Source organism: Pantoea phytostimulans (assembly GCF_046118715.1).
GTDB classification, from domain to species: Bacteria; Pseudomonadota; Gammaproteobacteria; order Enterobacterales; family Enterobacteriaceae; genus Pantoea; species Pantoea phytostimulans.
This window is the reverse complement of the sequence record NZ_CP173698.1, coordinates 616,573-635,396: the sequence shown is the minus strand read 5'-3', so window position 1 is coordinate 635,396 and position 18,824 is coordinate 616,573. Positions and strand designations below refer to the sequence as shown.

Annotated in this window: 21 protein-coding genes and 3 tRNA genes; 7 read left to right on the top strand and 17 right to left on the bottom strand. The window is 50.8% G+C overall.

The genetic code is table 11. The annotated features are described in order from the left end of the window. Window positions 1–4: 4 nt before the first annotated feature. The 9 genes from ACF2G4_RS03020 to ACF2G4_RS02980 form a co-directional block, all read right to left on the bottom strand. Window positions 5–259, bottom strand: coding sequence for an acyl carrier protein (locus ACF2G4_RS03020; RefSeq protein ID WP_332627593.1), 255 nt, complete (start codon window positions 257–259; stop codon window positions 5–7). A 16-nt stretch (window positions 260–275) separates the two neighbouring features. Further along, window positions 276–533, bottom strand: coding sequence for a phosphopantetheine-binding protein (locus tag ACF2G4_RS03015; protein ID WP_332627591.1), 258 nt, complete (start codon window positions 531–533; stop codon window positions 276–278). 13 nt (window positions 534–546) lie between these two features. Next, window positions 547–1,347, bottom strand: a complete 801-nt coding sequence (locus ACF2G4_RS03010; protein ID WP_243078189.1) for a 1-acyl-sn-glycerol-3-phosphate acyltransferase — start codon at window positions 1,345–1,347, stop codon at window positions 547–549. Continuing rightward, on the bottom strand, window positions 1,340–2,071 hold the full coding sequence (locus tag ACF2G4_RS03005) for a beta-ketoacyl synthase chain length factor (protein ID WP_409075486.1): 732 nt from the start codon (window positions 2,069–2,071) through the stop codon (window positions 1,340–1,342). The genes ACF2G4_RS03010 and ACF2G4_RS03005 overlap by 8 nt, the downstream gene beginning before the upstream one ends. 243 nt (window positions 2,072–2,314) lie before the next feature. After that, window positions 2,315–2,701 carry a hypothetical protein gene (locus tag ACF2G4_RS03000; protein WP_409075485.1) on the bottom strand — a complete coding sequence of 129 codons (387 nt, stop codon included), beginning with the start codon at window positions 2,699–2,701 and terminating at the stop codon, window positions 2,315–2,317. A 404-nt stretch (window positions 2,702–3,105) separates the two neighbouring features. Continuing rightward, window positions 3,106–4,491, bottom strand: a complete 1,386-nt coding sequence (locus tag ACF2G4_RS02995; protein ID WP_332628245.1) for an efflux transporter outer membrane subunit — start codon at window positions 4,489–4,491, stop codon at window positions 3,106–3,108. Next, on the bottom strand, window positions 4,491–5,585 hold the full coding sequence (locus ACF2G4_RS02990) for an HlyD family secretion protein (RefSeq protein ID WP_243078191.1): 1,095 nt from the start codon (window positions 5,583–5,585) through the stop codon (window positions 4,491–4,493). The genes ACF2G4_RS02995 and ACF2G4_RS02990 overlap by 1 nt, the downstream gene beginning before the upstream one ends. Next, window positions 5,582–7,264 (bottom strand): MFS transporter, encoded by a 1,683-nt coding sequence (locus tag ACF2G4_RS02985; protein WP_215847124.1) that lies wholly within the window; start codon window positions 7,262–7,264, stop codon window positions 5,582–5,584. The genes ACF2G4_RS02990 and ACF2G4_RS02985 overlap by 4 nt, the downstream gene beginning before the upstream one ends. Before the next feature lie 2 nt (window positions 7,265–7,266). Next, on the bottom strand, window positions 7,267–7,698 hold the full coding sequence (locus tag ACF2G4_RS02980) for a MarR family winged helix-turn-helix transcriptional regulator (protein ID WP_215847125.1): 432 nt from the start codon (window positions 7,696–7,698) through the stop codon (window positions 7,267–7,269). 146 nt (window positions 7,699–7,844) lie between these two features. Here ACF2G4_RS02980 and ACF2G4_RS02975 point away from each other — a divergent pair, with 146 nt between their 5' ends. The 4 genes from ACF2G4_RS02975 to ACF2G4_RS02960 all read left to right on the top strand — a co-directional run bounded on the left by ACF2G4_RS02975 (window position 7,845) and on the right by ACF2G4_RS02960 (window position 11,438). After that, window positions 7,845–8,693: an AraC family transcriptional regulator gene (locus tag ACF2G4_RS02975; RefSeq protein ID WP_409075484.1), complete on the top strand. Its 849-nt coding sequence runs from the start codon at window positions 7,845–7,847 to the stop codon at window positions 8,691–8,693. A gap of 39 nt (window positions 8,694–8,732) precedes the next feature. Then, complete coding sequence (locus ACF2G4_RS02970) at window positions 8,733–9,140, top strand: DUF2000 domain-containing protein (protein WP_243078194.1); 408 nt, start codon at window positions 8,733–8,735, stop codon at window positions 9,138–9,140. A 392-nt stretch (window positions 9,141–9,532) separates the two neighbouring features. Next, window positions 9,533–9,793: a biofilm/acid-resistance regulator YmgB/AriR gene (locus ACF2G4_RS02965; protein WP_243078195.1), complete on the top strand. Its 261-nt coding sequence runs from the start codon at window positions 9,533–9,535 to the stop codon at window positions 9,791–9,793. Between the two features lie 139 nt (window positions 9,794–9,932). Beyond that, entirely contained in the window at window positions 9,933–11,438 is a 1,506-nt protein-coding gene (locus ACF2G4_RS02960) for a SulP family inorganic anion transporter (RefSeq protein WP_215847128.1), read from the top strand. 37 nt (window positions 11,439–11,475) lie between these two features. On the opposite strand, the gene ACF2G4_RS02955 is transcribed toward ACF2G4_RS02960, so the two are convergent. Then, on the bottom strand, window positions 11,476–11,727 hold the full coding sequence (locus tag ACF2G4_RS02955) for a DUF6404 family protein (protein ID WP_256449291.1): 252 nt from the start codon (window positions 11,725–11,727) through the stop codon (window positions 11,476–11,478). 146 nt (window positions 11,728–11,873) lie between these two features. On the opposite strand from ACF2G4_RS02955, the gene ACF2G4_RS02950 reads away from it, so the two are divergent. Further along, window positions 11,874–12,038 carry a hypothetical protein gene (locus ACF2G4_RS02950; RefSeq protein ID WP_243078197.1) on the top strand — a complete coding sequence of 55 codons (165 nt, stop codon included), beginning with the start codon at window positions 11,874–11,876 and terminating at the stop codon, window positions 12,036–12,038. Between the two features lie 94 nt (window positions 12,039–12,132). Here the strand turns inward: ACF2G4_RS02950 and ACF2G4_RS02945 are convergent, their stop codons facing one another. After that, window positions 12,133–13,017, bottom strand: coding sequence for a substrate-binding domain-containing protein (locus ACF2G4_RS02945; protein ID WP_409075483.1), 885 nt, complete (start codon window positions 13,015–13,017; stop codon window positions 12,133–12,135). 300 nt (window positions 13,018–13,317) lie between these two features. Here ACF2G4_RS02945 and ACF2G4_RS02940 point away from each other — a divergent pair, with 300 nt between their 5' ends. Both ACF2G4_RS02940 and ACF2G4_RS02935 read left to right on the top strand, forming a co-directional pair. Then, complete coding sequence (locus ACF2G4_RS02940; RefSeq protein ID WP_409075482.1) at window positions 13,318–14,016, top strand: DUF421 domain-containing protein; 699 nt, start codon at window positions 13,318–13,320, stop codon at window positions 14,014–14,016. Window positions 14,017–14,018: 2 nt separating this feature from the next. After that, a complete protein-coding gene (locus ACF2G4_RS02935; protein ID WP_409075481.1) occupies window positions 14,019–14,750 on the top strand; it encodes a DUF421 domain-containing protein in 732 nt (243 codons plus the stop codon). 176 nt (window positions 14,751–14,926) lie between these two features. Here the strand turns inward: ACF2G4_RS02935 and ACF2G4_RS02930 are convergent. The 6 genes from ACF2G4_RS02930 to uvrY form a co-directional block, all read right to left on the bottom strand. Next, window positions 14,927–15,013 (bottom strand) — tRNA-Leu (locus ACF2G4_RS02930). 10 nt (window positions 15,014–15,023) lie between these two features. Next, window positions 15,024–15,097: transfer RNA gene (locus ACF2G4_RS02925), tRNA-Cys, on the bottom strand. Window positions 15,098–15,137: 40 nt separating this feature from the next. Continuing rightward, a tRNA-Gly gene (locus ACF2G4_RS02920) sits at window positions 15,138–15,213 on the bottom strand. A 152-nt stretch (window positions 15,214–15,365) separates the two neighbouring features. After that, window positions 15,366–15,914: a CDP-diacylglycerol--glycerol-3-phosphate 3-phosphatidyltransferase gene (pgsA, locus tag ACF2G4_RS02915; protein ID WP_243078200.1), complete on the bottom strand. Its 549-nt coding sequence runs from the start codon at window positions 15,912–15,914 to the stop codon at window positions 15,366–15,368. Window positions 15,915–15,982: 68 nt separating this feature from the next. Further along, entirely contained in the window at window positions 15,983–17,815 is a 1,833-nt protein-coding gene (uvrC, locus tag ACF2G4_RS02910; protein ID WP_215847134.1) for an excinuclease ABC subunit UvrC, read from the bottom strand. Beyond that, window positions 17,808–18,467, bottom strand: a complete 660-nt coding sequence (gene uvrY / locus ACF2G4_RS02905) for a UvrY/SirA/GacA family response regulator transcription factor (RefSeq protein ID WP_409075480.1) — start codon at window positions 18,465–18,467, stop codon at window positions 17,808–17,810. Before uvrY ends, uvrC begins: the two co-directional genes overlap by 8 nt. Window positions 18,468–18,824 lie beyond the last annotated feature (357 nt).

The window sequence follows — 18,824 nt, the reverse complement described above, 5'->3', positions numbered from 1 at the left end:
GAAATCAGGCGCCTTCGCGCATCAACTGTTCTACCGCATCCACCACATCCTGCACGGTACGTACCGAACGGAAAGTTTCTGGTTTGATTTTACGGCCAGTACGTTTTTGCAGGTGAACCACCATATCAACCGCATCAATGCTGTCGAGTTCCAAATCTTCGTAAAGGCGTGCGTCCGGGCGAATGTCATCCGCCTCAATTTCAAACAGGTTAGTCAGCAATGAGGCGACTTCCTGATAAATTTCATCTTTGTTCATCATAATTTTGTCTCAGCGATCAGGCGCGTTGTTGGTTCACGAACGCCGCCAAAGAGGCAACAGAAAAAAAGTGCGCACGCAGGGTTTCGCTCTCGGCGGAAAGTGCCACGCCATAGCGATTTTTTACCGCCAGCCCGAGTTCCAACGCATCAATGGAATCGAGTCCAAGCCCGTCACCAAAGAGCGGGGCCTCTGTGTCGATATCGTCGAGGTCGACATCTTCAAGGTTCAGCGTATCGATGATCATCTGTTTGATATCGTTGATTAATGAGTCCATACCGTTTTCCGCATTACACATCTTGGGGAACCAGCGCCTGCTGCAAATGGCGGGTCAGTCGACGTGCAGCTAATGGCTGCGCATCTTGGTTGCTTTCGCCAAACGACGTGCTGTCGATTCGCGCATGTACGCGCACGGTAAACACAGGTTTTACCGGCGGGATTTGATACCAGCGGCTCTGTTTATCGAGCATACGCTGAGTACAGGTAATGTGGACTACGCGTAAATCGCAGCCCGCGCGCACCGCGATGTTGGCGGCACCGCGTTGCAGCTTTAGTGCTTCGCCATGACGCGTGCGCGTTCCTTCCGGGAAGATCAAAAGGGTATCGCCACGCGCCAGTCGCTGTTGGCTGTCGGGTAGCAGCGTCTCCGCTTCACTGTTTATCAGGTAATCTGCGGCGCGAATGACGCCTCGCAGGAAAAAGTTTTTTTGCAGCTCCGCTTTCACTAAACAATCCATTTCCGGCAGTACCGAGGCGATCATCACGTAATCGATCAGTGAAGGATGATTGGCGACGATTAAGCAGCCACGATCGCGACGGAGCTGATCGGCGCCCTCAATGTGATAGTCGTAAACGCCGACAAAACGGCAGAAGCGCAGGAAACAGCGAAAACTCCAGGCGATGCTGGCGCGCGCGATACGGCGGCGGCGATGTTTGTCGCGCTGGATCAGCAACAGCAGATTAAACCACGTCAATGACATCAGCAGACCGCCCACGCTAAACAGTGTAAAGCTGACGGCAGTCATAACCAGGCGCCAGTAATAGTTAAACCCGGGCCGGCCATGGCGCAGCGACAGAGAAGAATCAGTCATGTGAATTCACCCAATGCCAGTTAAGACGTTCACCCTGAAGGGTGAAGCTGTTGCCCTGCGCCAGCACGTTATGCAGAAATTCAAGGCTCTGCGGCAGCATCGGCTGCGAAACCGGCTCGGTATTCAGGGTGGTGGTGCATTGCAACATGCTGCCAGCCGCAAGCAGCAGCGCCACTGCATAAGGTGCGTTGCAGCCTGCTTCCGGTAGCCACGGCAAATAATAATCAGGAATGGTGCCATCAAAGTCGACCAGCAACACCTGCTGATACCCAGCCTGATGCAGTGCGCTGACTTCAAGTAATCCTTGCTGAAAGGAGTCGATGCCAGCAGAAATAGAGGTGGAAACCAGCGGCTTTTTTGCTGCGATAGTCAGGCTGCCAACAGCAGAATTATGCACCGACATCGCAAAATCAGTGGGCGACAACGCCTGCCGCTCCGCCAACGTGGTAAGTATCCGCAGGTTCCGCTCCAGTTCGCCATGGCGACTGGTAAAGACGATGGCATCGACACGTTGGCGCGCCAGCAGCACTAAACCACTTTCAACCGCTGCACGACTTCCGCCGCTCAGACGCCGCGCAGTCATCATCGGAAGATGCTGCGGCTTAGCAAGCGATTGTGTGCTGTCGATGGTGGCAGCGTGCTGCGCCCAACGATGCCAGGCTTCACGTTCGGCTAACCCCGGTGCCAGGGCATGCCAATCAATTAGCGAATAAGCGAGTTTCATACCAGCGTTCTTTTATAAGCTTGGTGGAATTGCCGTCCATGGGATCGTCAACTCCCTTCCCTGCGTAAGCAAAGAATCATCCCTGAAATACCTGGCGACGTCTGACGTGGTCCATCACGGTATGGGTTTACCCTACGGACAGCAAGAGTAGGACATCTGATTTGTCGGCAGACAGGTTTATTTCTTTATTACCTTGCGTGTTATTACGTTAATTCCGTGATGACACACAAGGTATTCAAGGCACTATTTAATACTTTGTGCCGCCAGACGCAGCTGAATATCTTGATCCAGATTATTAATCCAGCGGTTATAGTTACCGTGAATTTTACCGTTTTCCGCTTTCAGATTTTCGCTGCTAACGTACTGAATTCTATAGCTTTGATCGGTATAAGTAACGCGAATATTGGCGGTGAAACCGCGCTGAGACAGTCGGCCATTAAGGATGCCCGGTGCGACAGGTGTCATCACCCATTTACGACCAATGCCCGCCTCAATTATCGCCACTTTCATTTGATTATCGGTGTAGCGTTGTGACAATGATTGATTCACATTATGAATCGGTGCGGTACCGGCGCAGCCCGTTAATAAAGTGGCGGTCAGCGCCAGCATCAAAATAGTGTTAAGCTTCATGATTTTCCTTTTTTATTTCCCTGTTATTTCAGGCAGTTAAAATAAACAACTGCCCCACACAAACGTCACTGAATGTGCATTTTTCCGTTCAGGCTGTGTAAAAACCGGCGCATGATAACACCTTTTATAAAGACGCGTAAGACGAAGCATAACGCGTAAATTGCCGTTATTTGCGTAATAGAGAGGAGAGTTAAGTCGCGTTTGGGCTGAAGAATATAGCCGTTTTTTTACACGACTATTTTACTCACAGCTGGATCGATGAAAGGATAAAAAAACAGGGTTTGTGGCAGAAAAGGCGGCCCTGATTAACAAAAGCTATTGATAGCGCTCTGTTTTGCCCGTTGCTGACTCAGTCTGGCCTTTTCTGCCCGCTTTGATTATTGCGTAATGTTCTACTGCTTAGATTACGGATGCGATGGATTAACCTGCCAGCCGCCGCCTAACGCGCGATAAAGATCAATTTGCGCCAACAACAGATTGTTTTTAACCGTGACTAAATTGAGCTGAGTACTGAACAACGTGCGCTGAGCGTCAAGTTCATCCAGATAAGAGGCGTAGCCATTCTGATAACGATTGCTGGCAATGCGCAGCGCTTCGGCAACATATTTCTCCTGCTTTTGCAGCTCTTCTTGCTGTGCTTCACCCTGGCGAATGGCATCCATTGCATCATTCACTTCTGAGAACGCGTTGCGAACCACTTTTTCATAGCTATACAGCGCCTGGTTGCGCGTCGCCATTGAGACATCAACCTGCGCGGTTAACGCTTCACGGTTCAGAAGCGGCGCCAGCACGCTGCCGCCAATGCTCCAGAGACGGAACGGATTGTCTACCAGCTGATGCAATATTGAACTCTGCATAGTGCCGGTTGCCGTCAGATTGAGATTGGGCAGCAGATCTGCTTTTGATGATTCGAGGCTTGCATCGGCAGCCAGTAACTGGCGCTGCGCCTGAACAATATCAGGCCGGCGATTCATCAGCTGTGAGGGCAACAAATTGGGCATCTGCTGTGGCGAAATCTGCGTAAACTCAGGACGACGCGCAATCTCACGCGGATTCATGCCGACCAAAATACTGAGTGCATTCTCCTGCTGTCCGATTTGATGTTGTAACTGCGGCACTTGCGCTTTGGCAGATTGATATTCTGATGCGGCCTGCATCCATTCAAGCCGCGAGGTATAGCCTGTTTCGTACTGGCGCTGCGCCAGTTTCAGCGAATTGCCACGCGTTTCCAGCGTCGCTTCGGTCACGCGCAGCTGTTCATCCAGTGCGCACAGCGTGAGATAACCCGAAGCCACCGAGCTGGCGATGGTTAATTCAGCCGCAGAGGCGGCGGCACGCTGTGCCTCCAGTGAAGCCTGTGACGCGGCGATGGAACTGCTGCGTGCGCCCCACAAATCGACATCGTAATTGGCTTGTAATAATCCCTGAAACACGGCTGTTTCATAGGGCTGTCCGGTAACGGATGAGAGCGTACGTTCACGCGTTGCCGCGACGCCCGCGCTGAGCGTGGGAAAGTTATCGCCCTGCGCCGCGCGCAGTTGGGCACGATATTGATCGACGCGCGATCGGGCAATCAAGATATCGGGATTATTGCGCAGCGATTGCGTCACCAACCGATTGAGATTTTCATCCCCAAAAGCGCGCCACCACTCTGCTTCTACGGTCGATGATGGACCAACCTGTTCACGCCACGCCGTCGGAATGGGCAATGATGACGGCGCTTTTTCAACCTGTGTGGCACAACCCGCTAATGTCATCGCCAACATGCTGGCCAGCACGCTACGACGCATCATGGCGTCGCCTCATCTTTTACTGGCGCATCAGTATCAATACTGACTTCCACTGACATGCCGGGACGCAACTGCTCAATATCTGTTGAATCAATACGAATCCGCACCGGGATACGCTGGGCAATTTTCACAAAGTTGCCGGTGGCATTATCAGGTGAAATGGCGCTGAATTCTGAACCCGCTGCCGGTGAAATGTACTCAACGCGGCCATCAAAGTGTTTGCCGTCGAGGGCATCCACGCGAATATTTACCGGCAAACCAGGCCGAATGCGTGCCAGCTGCGTCTCCTTCATATTGGCGATGATCCATTTAATATTCGGCACCACCGAAGTCAGACGTGTACCCGCAGTAACGTATGCGCCTTTGCGCACCGAAAGCTGACCAAGCTGACCATGATCTGGCGCGATAATGCGGGTGTTAGCCAGATCGATATCCGCCAGTTCCAGTGCGGCTTGCGCGCTGGCGACATCGCCTTCCAGCGAGGCGCGATTTACAATCACCGTTTGCAGATTCTGTTGCGCTACCGCTACTTGCGCATCAGCCTGGCGCACCTGCGCCTGCGCTTGTGCATTAGCGGCTCGTGCGGCATCACGCTCTCGCACTGAAAGCGAACCATCCGCCGTCAGGTTTTCAACGCGTTTGAGATCAAAGCCGCTTTTCAGTGCTTGCGCTTTGGCATTTTCCAGCGCGGCTTTATTGCTCTGAATCGTCGCTTCTGCACTTCGACGTTGTTGTTGGTTATTTTTCAGTGCGGCCTGCTTCATTGCCAGCTGCGCCTGAGCCTGATGCACGCGCTGACGATAAATTCGGTCATCAATCGTCATCAGCAACTGGCCCTTTTTCACCGGTTGGAGATCGATAACATCAACGCTGGTGAGATAACCGCTGACCTGTGGACTGATAAAGGTGACTTGCCCGCGCACATAGGCATTTTCGGTGCTTTGCACGGAACTGGTAAAGGGCCACAGTTGCCAGGCGTAAAGGATCACCAGCACACCCAACACCACAATGCCGCCTCCGGCGGCGATAGAAAGAATACGGCGACGATTCGCGCGTTCGCGTTCTGCAGCCTGAAGTTCATCCTGCTGACTCATTGTTGCTCCGTTCGTTCTTGTAAGGCGGCAAGTTGCTGCTCACGCCGGTTATATTTTGCTTGTCGCCAGTCCAGAAAACGGCGTCGGGTTAAGCGCCACAGCACCCACATCAGGGTAGTCAATGCCAGCGCAGCAGTTAATAAATAGGTGTCATTATAGGCCAGTACATTTGATTGTAGCGTCGCCACCGTTTGCAGTTGGCTGGTGCTCTGCGCACCGCGCAAAACGCTGTCACCGACCAGGTTGTTGTAGAGCGCATTATATTGATTAAGGCGTTCAGTCACGTTGGGATCGAGCAGCGATAATTTGTCGGCCAGTAGACTGGAGTGGTATTTCTCACGCCAAACCTGAAAGGTGCCGAGGATCGCCGAGCCAATCAAGCCGCCCAGGTTTTGACTCATGCCGAACAGCACAACAAAGCTGACCAGGTTTTTGGGTTGCGTCACCACGCTGCCCATACCAATCAGCAACGCCGGTGCAAGGAAAAAGGCGCTGCCGAAACCCAACAGGAATTGACTGAAATACATATTATTACCGCGCGTCAGCGGACTGGATTGCGCATCCATTAGCGAGGCGATAATCATCACCACCAGCGAAGTGACAATCGGCCAGTTGAGATGGGTTGGTTTGATGGTCAGCGCGCTGGCGACAATGCCAACAATGACGCCAGAGATAATCGCCAGCGCCAGGCCGCGCATCTGATCGTTAAGCAAACCGATTTGCTGTAAAAAGCCGATTGCGCCAGTGTTCTGCTCCGCCAGGACGATACGCATCATGATCATCACGATACCGAGACGTATCATCATGCCGCTGCTGATCCAGCGAGTATTAATTAATGGATTGCGCCGATTATGCTCAATGACAAAGGCCGCCACGATCAGCGTGAGCGCAATGGCGGTGCAAATACCCAGCCACGGCGTGGTAAACCACCATTCAATACGGCCTAAAGAGAGCACGCCACACAGCAGCGCCATGCCCGGTGCCAGCAGAATAAAGGTGACAAAATCCATTTTTTCAAAGGCTTTGATACGGTCGCCGGGCGGCAGCTTTACCACCAGCACGCAACCCAGCGCAATCAGCGCCAGCCCCAGTTCGAACAGATAAAGCCCACGCCATTCGTCCAGTTGCAAAAGCTCGCTGGAAAAGAGTCGGGCCAGTGGAATTGCTAACTGCGATGCGGTTAATCCAATCACCAGCGCCTTCATGCGGTGTTTCGCTGGCCACGCCTGAATTTGGTAATAGATACCCAGCGAACTCAGCGCGGCACCGACCATGCCATGAGCAGTACGCACGATGATCGCTGAAGCGAGATCGTTGGCAAACAGGTGAAAAAAGGCCACCAGGACATAAAGCACCAAAAATGCTTCAGTAAAGACGCGCAGCCCGAATTGCTGACGGAATTTCACCAGCAGCAGGTTGATGGAGATATTCCCCATCACATAGACCGCGGGTAACCAGGCAATTTCGTTAGAATAGGCGCCGAAGGTGCCTTGAAGGTTGGTGAGGTTGGCGGTAACTAGCGCATTGCTCAGCGCGCCAGTCAGAGAAATCAGCAGGCCAATCAGGCCAAAAGCGATACGTTTAGGTGTTGAATGCAGCGGTGTTGACGGCGAGCCCGGCAGCATCGGTTTTTCATGCGGCAGCCATTCACGTGCGGCATAGGGATTACGCCGGGCCATGATTACATGGTTCCCAGGCGCGCCAACAGCTGCTCTAACACGCGTTCCGTCACGGCTAACTCTTGCGGATCAATATCCGCTAACAACGCGGCACGCAGCGGATCGGCCTGGTCTTTGACCTTCGCGAAAGCGTGATTGCCTTTTTCGGTTAACACCAGATGACGTTTGCGGCGATCTTCGGGTGGCTGAACGCGTGACAGCAACTCTTGCTTCACCAGACGATCAACCAGCGGCACCATGCTGGCGTCTTCCAGTCCTAACAGTTGGGCTAACTCAGTTTGCGTCAGGCGACCCGGCTCACTGGCAATAATACCAATCGCCATCCAGCTACTCATGCTTAAACCGCTGTCTTTCAGATGACGATCAACAGCCAGGCGCCACGCGTGAGCGGTGAGATAAAGTAAACGAGTGAAAGTCTGATTGTGCTGCGTCAAAAATTAGCACCCTAATGGTTAGACATCTAATTAAGTAATATCGTTATTATACGCAAAGCCAAACGGTAATGAAAAGAGTCGCTTCTGTTAAAAATGGGTGATCCACGGCACAATGTCCAGGTGTCGCCACTGTGAAGAGGATTGATATGAAACAGGCAAGGCAAAATTGGGTTGATTTGCGCCACGATCCTCTTAGCGGCATTGAAACAATACGCGCGCATTTCACGGGCCATGCTTATGATCCGCACTGGCATGATAGCTATCTCATTGGCGTTACCGAGCAAGGCGTTCAGCAGTTTCATTCACGTCGGAAACAGCATCAAAGCCGACCCGGTACAGTATTTATGTTGGAGCCTGAGGAGTTGCATGATGGCGATGCCATTAATGCCCAGGGCTTTACCTATCGCATGTTGTATCTTTCTCAGCAGCAGGTTGAGCAGCAATTGTCTCCGTTAATTGAACAGGGAACGCAACAGCGTGAACTCAGTTTTGCCGCTACGCTGCGGGACGATCAACAACTTGCCTATGCGGTATGGCACGCTTTTGAAGCGCTGTGGCATAACCATCCAGAAATCATCAAAGATGCCGCGCTGGATCGCCTGTTTGTCCAGCTTAGTCAGCATCCGTTGTGGCATCATCGAAACGAAATCATCAACAAGGATGCGGTGCTGGCACAGCAAGCGCGTGAATGGTTGATTGCGCATCACGCTGAAAACCCCGGTTTGCAGACTATGGCGCAGGCGCTAAATATTGATCGTTTTCGTCTTTCGCGCCTTTTTCAGGCGCATTGGGGATTGCCGCCACACGCCTGGCTGGTGCAATGGCGACTCTGTCAGGCGCGCCAACAACTGGCAAAAGGTCAGCCTCCGGTCGATGTCGCAGCCGCGCTGGGTTTTGCCGATCAAAGCCATTTAGGGCGCTGGTTTAAACGCGCCTGTCATCTCACCCCTTCCCGTTATCAACTGGCTTGCACAAATCTTCCAGACCTTGCTTAAGCGCCTTGTCACAATGCGCTTTTACGTAAGGAGAAAAAGATGCAAGAACCCCGTTGTGTCATGATTTTGAATGCGGATCTACCGCCAGGAAAAGCCACCAATGCCGCAGCAGTTATGGCCTTAACGCTGGGACAGCGCCATCCGACAATGGTTGGTGAAGCCCTGGAAGATGCCAATGCGCGTCGCTATCCTGGTTTAATTCCGGTCGGCATTCCGGTACTGGCTGCCAGCATCGAGCAGTTAAACAGTCTGCAAATGAAATGTGATGAGCTCAATTGTGATGTGGTGCTGTTTCCAGAAGAAGGCCAAACCACCACTGATTACCAAATGTTCAGTGATGCAATGCGTCTCATCCCCGGTGCAGAATGGCGTCTTTTAGGCTTAGCCATTGTGGGTGACAAGAAAGTGCTACGTAAATTAACTGCCAAACTGAATTTGTTTAGCTGAAAACGCTACTTACCGTTTAATAGCAGCATTTTTCAGTCCCTTTTTTGATAAATTATTCACCTGTACAGCTATTTTGTACAGGTTTTAACGAATTAAATTAAAATTAACTATTTGATAAATAACAAATAGCATTTTTTGATTAAGATCATCATTTTACAAATCCCACTTCCTTGTATAACTTTATTCCCCGTGAGTTGTCTACGACTCTGTAACGAATGATGCGCTTGCGTCGCCTCTGAAGGTGTCAGTGGATTTCCACCTTCAGAGGTTACTTTTTTGCAAATTACTGTGTGTTTGAATTATCGGGCTCCTACGCATCTGTCCATGCGTGGGTTTTTCCTCTTGTCCTGACATCTGAAGCGGAAGTTCAGGCTGTTTTGAAGGGCTGACACATGCAAAATGCTTTACCTCAAACCGATAAAGAAATTGCCGAATATTTCAACGCCGCAGCCAACAAACCGGCCAGCGAGATGGAAATTCTGGGTGCCGTGGTGGCTGAGATTTTGCAAGCTGGTGCCCCAATCAGCAACAAAGCCATTATTTCGAAGCTGATTCATCGTCTTGAGCTGGAATCAGATGTTGCATCGCTCGATATCTATCGTCAGCTGCTTGAATTAGTCGTGCATAAAACGCCTGACGATTTGTCGGTGTAATCGTGACTCCACGGATGGAGTCTATACGGCTTTCGCTGGAAACTTCCCGCCCTGCCCGGTAACATTACCGCCTCATGATTTACCCAACCTTTCTCGCCTCGCGCGCGAGAGCAAAATTAAAAAGAGCCTGCACAAACTTATGACTAAATCGAATGATGTCGCTACGCCACGCGTTGTGGAAAGCGATCTCAGTGTTGGGCGCGTATTACGTTCGCCTGCACTGCTCACGCGTGAATGCCTGGCTGGCACTATTACCGCTCTGGCGCTGATCCCGGAAGTGATCTCTTTCTCTGTGATTGCGGGCGTTGATCCCAAAGTCAGTTTGGTGGCTTCGGTGGTGCTCTGTTTGACGTTATCGATCCTGGGTGGCCGACCGGCGATGGTCACGGCTGCGGCCGGTTCGGTGGCGCTGGTGATTGGCCCAATGGTGCATGCGCACGGCGTGGAATACATTCTGCCGGCGGTGGTGATGGGTGGCATAATACAAATATTGTTTGGCCTTGCAGGGCTGTCCCGCATGATGCGTTATATTCCGCGTTCGGTGATGCTGGGGTTCGTAAATGCCTTGGGCGTGCTGATTTTCTTTGCACAGGTGCCGCATGTTTGGGGGCAATCGCCGTTGGTGTGGGTATTTTTTGCCGCCACGCTGGCTATTGTGTTGCTGTTGCCACGCGTATTAAAAAGCGTGCCGTCGCCGCTGGTGGCGATTGTGGTCGTGACCGCCGTTGCGCTGCTGATGGGTTATCGCGTGCCGAACGTCAGTGATGAAGGCCCAATGAGCGCTGGATTGCCGGATTTTAATCATTTAATGGTGCCGCTCAACCTGCAAACCTTACAAATTATCTGGCCGACTGCCCTGAGTATTGCCTTTGTGGGTTTAATGGAATCATTGCTGACGGCGAAGCTGGTGGATGACATCACCGATACACCATCAAGTAAGCGTCGCGAGTCTTGGGCATTGGGTGTAGCCAATATTTTTGCGGGTTTTTATGGCGGTATCGCCGGTTGCGCGATGATTGGCCAAACTATCGTTAACGTCGAACTGGGCAAAGCACGTAGCCGTGTTTCAACCGTTGCCGCTGGTTTAGTGTTGTTGCTATTAGTCACTGGGTTGAGCCAGATTATGGCGCAAATACCGATGGTGGTGCTGGCGGCAATTATGATGGTGGTGGCGGTAAAAACGGTTAACTGGCATAGCCTGCAACCAGCGACCCTAAAACGGATGCCGTGGTCAGAAACATTGGTCATGGTGTTGACCGTTATCGTCACCGTCTGGACAGGAAACCTGGCGCTGGGCGTACTGGCGGGTGTGATTGTGGCAATCATGCTGTTCGCACGTCGTATTGCTCACGTTATACACGCTCAGCGTAGCCTGAGTGAAGATGGCGAATCAGTACGCTATCTGGTGCGTGGCCCGCTGTTTTTTGCCAGCAGCAACGATCTGTTTGAACACTTCGATTACGCCCACGATCCCAAAAACGTCACGATTGATTTAACTCACGCGCAAATATGGGACGCTTCAAGTGTGGCAGCATTAGACGCCATTGAATATCGCTATCAGCGTTATGGCACTCAGGTCACGATTGAAGGTCTGGATGATCGCAGTAACGATTTTCATCGTCGCCTGACGGGAAATCTGGGTTAATGACACAGACCTGCTGCAAGGTTGCAGCAGGTCTGTATTAAGCTTGCTGCTTGCGTGCTTTGTAACGTGCGATCATGGTAGCCAATGCTTGATAGATCAGGCCTGCATATAAGCTCATCACAATCGCCATGCCTATTTCTTTGCCTTGCGCCTGCCATGACATAAACCACATGAACACGCCCCACAGCACCGAAAAAACCAGCCAGCCCCGGACGAACTTCAAAATGCCATTCATAACGACTCCTTTAAGATGAGGCGCTACGATACCTTTGAGTGAGGAGGAACGCATGATTTACAGTGCAAAGTTGAGAGGCACCTCTAATATCCTGTAGTAAATCGACATACTTTTGCAGCAGCGCTTATTGCCCTGCCACCCAGGTTTTCCGATGAGGTTTTCTATACTTAATCGTCAAATCACTTAACAGGGAAAATCATATGAAGCGTACAGCATGCTTAATTGCCGCTTTAGGTCTTGCCGCCACACTTTCAGCTTGTGCACCACGCCATCACGGTGGAGATGCACCGCCTCCCCCGCCAAGCGGACAGCAACCCACCGGCGCACCGGGCGGCAGTGGGCCGGTGGGTCAACCGCAATCCTGAATGAGCGGCTTTTAGCCAGCTCAATAGCAAAAAGCCAGTGTAAAGAAGCGATCCTTGCACTGGCATTGTTGTTCAGGAGATGAACTGTCAGCGATCAATGGCGGCTGGCACATCCGCACTTTGTCATTTCTCCCAGCACTTCTTTTCCCAGGTGCGAATGCCTGATCTGCAATTCACCCTGTCGCCATGCACCCTGCTCATCTGCACGTTGTTCCAACAATCTGTTTAGCGCCTCAGTAACCAGTAAGTCGACGCGCTGAGTCCAGGTGGTCAAATGCCAGGTTGATGAACGCGCTTCGTCAACATCGCCACAACCCACGATGGCAATATGTGTGCCTTGGCCAAAATCTCGTATTGCCTGCATCGCACCAAACGCCAGCAGATCATTTTCACAGTACAAAGCTTCAATGCGCTCGGCTGCTCGCGTCTTTTTCAGGTAAGTCATCATTGCCTGATACGCTTGTTCGCGCTCATAACCCTCTGCTGTCAGTACCACTTTAAGCATTTTATCGGCTGCATTCAGGCTGGCAATATAGCCTTGCATCTGCTTTGAAGGGCTTGAGAGAGTGTTATGCGATTGCATAAAGCCCAAACGTTGATATTGCTGCTCAAGCAGCAAATTTCCGATGGCAAAGCCAGCTGCGTAATCATCCGGGCTGATACTCTCTGAAGTGGTTTGAGTGTGGCAAAGATAGATGGACGAGACGGCATGATGATCGAGAATCGCGGCATCATCAAAACGGTTGGACAAGTAAACCCATCCTTCTACCGGCAACTGCTCAGCCTTTTGACGCAGCGTTGCGTAGCAATCTTGTGCGTCGGCATTTAGCAGCAGCGTCAGGTAGCCGCGTGCATTCAATTGCCGGGTGATCTCATCAAGCATTGTTTGGGCATGTGGATTAGCCAGGCCCGCGCTGACTACGCCAATAAAACGGGCCTTGACTACTTTTCCCTGCGTCTCTTGTAGCGTGTTCTTCATGATTAACTATTCGCTTGCGCTTCGACCTTATTAGATAGAGGAAAGCATAAAGTAAGAATGAAAATTTCAAAAGATATAGAAAAGGAATTTTTAGTGCATTTGTGAGCCAGTTAGCGGAAGTTGCGAATCTTTTATGATCGCGATTAACTGAGCCCTGGCTGCATGAATGATTATTTTTACTGTGTTTTTTCTGAATAGATACGGCTTACTAAGATTTGCGCTTAAGTGCAATCTGGTCACTGCTTTTAACGGCTTATACTTAATAATCTCGACATGCTGAACCCAGAGGAATGTCCGTCAATGAAGCAGGTTGATATTTTTCTGTCAGATATAACGCGTCTCGTCTTAGGTCAAAATCCCCCGATCTTTTTGATAGAAGTGATTATCCGCGCGCTCGTTTGCTTTGTTCTTATCATTATTACGCTCCGCCTGTTGGGACGTCGCGTTGCATCACAATATACGCTGATCGAACTTTCGGCGGTGATCACGCTGGCCGGTACCATGGGCGTACCGTTGCTGGATGACAAACGCGGGTTATTACCGCCAGTTTTGATTATTTGCGGTCTGCTCGCGATACAACACCTGTTTGGTCATCTCAGCCTCCGCTTTCGTAAGCTTGACCGTGTATTGGCAGGCACAGAGCGCGTGGCGTTAGATGATGGTCGCCTACGTCTGGAGACGCTTCGCGGTACAGTGTTATCACGTGAAAAGCTCTTCTCACTGTTGCGTGGCCGTGGCGTGCAGCATCTCGGCCAGCTTAGCCGGGTTTATATTGAACCTTCCGGTTCATTAACACTGGTGTGGAGCGACACACCACGACCCGGGCTCGCGATCATTCCCCGTTACGACCAAGCCCTGATTACGGCTATGCAGGATGATAATCATTACGTGTGTGCTTCCTGCGGCAAATTGACTGAAAGTAAAAAAGAGCACCATCAGCCCTGTCGATGTTGTCATGGACAAGACTGGCTACCTGCTTCCGTTTCGCTGGAGGATTGAAAGTGAACAACGTCTTTCATAAATGGCTGATTGGTGAAGCGCCCTGGCGTTTTGCGGGTGAAGTACTGCTGCGTTTTGTCATTATCTATCTTATTTTATTGCTGGTACTACGCTTGATGGGCCGCCGGTTCGCCGGTCAGTTGAGCATCGTTGATTTGGCAATTATGGTTATGCTGGGCGCGGCCATTGGCGCGCCGCTGCAAACGCCCGAAAAAGGCATTTTACCCACAGTGCTGTTACTGCTTACGCTGCTGGGCTGTTTTCGCCTGCTTTCATTGCTCTCTTTTTATTCCCACAAGATCGAAACCTTTACGCAGGGAGATGCCACGCTGCTGGTTATGGATGGTCGGCTGGCGCTGGAACACCTGTATCACGCGGAGTTTTCCCGTGACAGAACGCTCTCAAAGCTGCGTTCATTGGGCGTTCAACATCTGGGTGAAGTACGGCGGGCATGGTTGGAACCTACAGGCCGCGTAAGTCTGTTACTTTACAAACAGCCACGTGTCGGTCTTTGGCTTTTGCCCGACCAGAATGAGGGTTTTAATAAGCGTATCAAGGTGGAAGGCAGTTTTGCTTGTGCCAATTGTGGATTTGTCATACAGAGTGACAGCGCACCCGAAACACCGTGCGACTATTGTCAGCATCGTAACTGGCAACCCGCCGTTAAGCGGCTTGGGACGGAGAAAATCTATAATCCGCACCAAAAAGAGCATGACACCGAGGCCAACGAATAAGCCTGTATGGGAAAGCGTTTGGCTCTCATTTCGACACAGCTTGTGTTCTGTCAGATGGTTCAAAAACATGAACCGGCTGGTAGGCGGTTTTGAGAAAACAAAAAAACCGCCCTTGGGCGGTTACGACATTACTGCATATTGCTTTGATTTTATTTGGTTTTCTTTACTTCAGAAAATGGTGCCCGGGGCGGGACTTGAACCCGCACAGCCATAAAGCCGAGGGATTTTAAATCCCTTGTGTCTACCGATTTCACCACCCGGGCAGGGTATATCTGGAGGCGCGTCCCGGAGTCGAACCGAGGTACACGGATTTGCAATCCGCTGCATAGCCACTCTGCCAACGCGCCTTAAACTGATGTGCTTTCAGGTTACCCTGAACTGCAAATTTGGAGCGGGAAACGAGACTCGAACTCGCGACCCCGACCTTGGCAAGGTCGTGCTCTACCAACTGAGCTATTCCCGCAAATCTCAGCAACTCCACAGAACTTGCTGATTTTCTTTATCTTCTGACAGACTGGCTGCCGTTCGATGCGATGCATTCTACTGACCTGACGCAATGAGTCAATAAAATTATCCTGACTCCGTGTCCGTTTGCTGCTTTTTAAATCGCATCGATCACCGTTCGAGCAAATCGCCGCGCGCTGCGCTCAAATATTGAAACATTGACCAAAAAGTTAGCACGGCTGCGATGTACAACGCGACCACACCAACACCCACAACCGTACTGTCAGGACGCCACAACAAGGCAAACAGTGAAAACATTTGTGCGGTGGTTTTGACTTTTCCGATCCAGGATACGGCCACGCTACTGCGCTTACCAATTTCTGCCATCCATTCACGTAACGCAGAAATAATGATTTCGCGTGCGATCATCGTGGCAGCAGGCAAGGTAATCCACCAGGCATGAAAATATTCAGCCACCAGCACCAACGCCATCGCGACCATCACCTTATCGGCTACCGGATCGAGAAAGGCACCGAAGCGCGTTGTCTGCTTCCAGCGACGGGCAAGAAAACCGTCAAACCAGTCAGTGACGGCAGCAATAATGAAAATCAAAGCGGTAGCAAACGGTGCCCAATAAAAAGGCAAATAGAAAGCCAGCACAAAGAATGGAATGAGGACGACTCGAAACAGGGTGAGACACGTCGGTATGTTAAATTGCATATGCCGGTAACTGTCTGGAATGGGTAGAATTTAACGTATGTTCCTACATTGCCCACCCCGTTTCAATGCTAGTGTTTCAACGAGTAGTATATTTTTTCTGCCAAAGCGAAGGATATGCCCGGTACATTGGCGATTTCTTCCACTGATGCATTCATCAAAGGTTGCAAGCCACCCATGTATTTAAGCAGTTGCTGACGCCGTTTCGGTCCTACACCCTCAATGCTTTCAAGTGCGCTGGTATTCTTCACTTTCGCCCTTTTCTTACGGTGGCCCGAAATTGCATGATTGTGAGCGTCGTCACGAATATGCTGAATGACATGGAGCGCGGGCGCGTCTGGCGGTAAGGAAACACCCTCACCTTCGGGTTCAAAGAACAGCGTTTCCAGTCCTGCCTTACGATCGCTACCTTTGGCAACGCCCAATAAAATCGGGCGAGATTTGTCCCACGGTACGTCCAGCTCGGCAAACACCTGCTTCGCTTGCGACAGTTGCCCTTTGCCACCATCAATCAAAATTACGTCAGGAATTTTATCTTCTTCGATAGCTTTGCCGTAACGACGACGCAGCACCTGATTCATTGCCGCATAATCATCGCCGGGCGTAATGTCATTAATATTGTAGCGACGATAATCGGCGCGCAGCGGCCCGTTCTGATCAAAGACCACGCAAGAAGCAATGGTTTGCTCACCCATGGTATGGCTGATGTCGAAACATTCCATGCGACTAATTTTGTCGAGTTCAAGGAATTCAGCCAGCGCAGCCAGCCGTTGGTGAATGGTCGAGTGCTGCGATAAGCGTGTGGTTAACGCCGTTGCCGCATTGGTACGTGCTAACTTCAGATAGCGCGCACGATCACCCCGCGGTTTACTCTGAATGTTAACGCGTCGTCCAGCTAACTCACTTAGCGACTCCGCCAGCAGCTCGCGCTCTGGCAAAGTGAAGTCGAGCAGAATTTCACCCGGTAGCGTTCGCGCTTCGCTGCCTTGCAGATAAAATTGCCCTACAAACGTTTGCACGACTTCCGCCAAATCCGTACCTGAAGGGACTTTAGGAAAGTAGCTACGACTGCCTAATACTTTGCCCTGACGAATAAACAGCACGTGCAAACAGGCCATGCCAGCATCATATGCAACGCCTATCACATCGAGATCATCGCCTTGATTAGAAACGAATTGCTTTTCAGTGACTCGGCGCACGGCCTGGATTTGGTCGCGCAAGCGAGCTGCTTCCTCAAAACGCAGCCCAATACTCGCTTCTTCCATCCGCTTCACCAGCAGATTAAGCACCTGGTCGTCTTTGCCCGCCAGAAACAGCCGTACATAGTCGGTTTGCTGTGCATACTCTTCCTCACTGACCAAACCAGCAACACAAGGGCCGAGGCAGCGACCAATTTGATATTGCAGACAGGGGCGCGAACGATTGCGGTAAACGCTGTTCTCACACTGGCGAATCGGGAACACTTTTTGCAGTAATCCCAGCGTTTCGCGCACGGCATACCCATTCGGAAAGGGGCCGAAATATTCACCTTTGGCGTGTTTAGCGCCGCGATGTGTAGCCAGACGTGGATGCGTATCGCTGCTCAGAAAAATATAGGGATAGGATTTGTCATCGCGCAGCAGCACATTATATCGCGGCTGGTAGAGCTTGATGTAATTATGCTCTAGCAGCAGCGCTTCGGTTTCGGTGTGGGTTACGGTGACATCGATATGCTGGATATTGCTTACCAGTGCTTCGGTTTTGCGGCTGCCTACCTGACTCCGAAAATAGCTGGTTAGACGCTTTTTAAGGTCTTTGGCTTTGCCCACATAAATAACCGTTCCCGACGCATCATACATGCGATAAACGCCGGGTTTGCTGGTCACCGTACTCAGAAAGGCTTTGGAATTAAAAACGTCACTCACTACTGATTAACGGCTCCGCATTGAACAGGCCATGTCGTATGGCCAGATGCGTTAACTCTACATCACCACTGATATTCAACTTGCTGAACATGCGATAGCGGTAGCTGTTAACGGTTTTAGGACTGAGATTGAGTTGCTCGGAAATTTCCGTCACCTTTTGTCCCTTGGTGATCATCAGCATAATCTGCAATTCCCTTTCCGACAAACAGCTGAAGGGTGATTCGGTTTTTTGCGGCTCAATTTGGCTCAGTGCCATCTGCTGAGCAATGTCAGAAGCGATATAGCGCTGGCCGGCGTTCACTGAGCGAATCGCGCTTACCACTTCCTGCGGCGCGGCACCTTTGCTGAGATAACCTGCTGCGCCTGCCTGCATCACTTTGGCGGGCAACGGATTTTCGGTATGAATTGTCAGCATAATGATTTTGATCTCTGGATTGTAGCGCACAATTTTTCGTGTCGCTTCCAGGCCACCAATGCCGGGCATGTTCATGTCCATTAAAATGACATCAACTTGATTCTGGCGGCACCATTTCACCGCGTCTTCGCCACAGTTCGCTTCACCTGCAATCACTAATCCTTTGATATCTTCCAAAATTCGGCGAATACCGGCGCGAACCAGTTCATGGTCATCAACAAGAAGCACACTGATCAACGAGGGGCACTCCGCAGGCTAAATAAAGAGGAAGTAATCAACAATTGCGAAAGATAATCATACCTGCTTTTCACTTAAAAGCACATAAACAAAGCCGAAGATTGAGGCTATTTACTGATTTAAATCAAGGGATTTCAAATCCCAACAATTAATAGAGTGACTTAGGTAACTTATTTAAAAGTTATATTTAAAAAGCAATATATTTCAATTGATTAAAAATAAACGCACTTCAACATTATAAACGCTGTGCTTTATTAATTTCCCTTGGCAAAAAAACGCATTTCGCTGCATTTTTGAATTGTTTTACGCGATGGAATAGCGGTAAAGGATTAACAAAACGCGCCGAGACATCAGGTT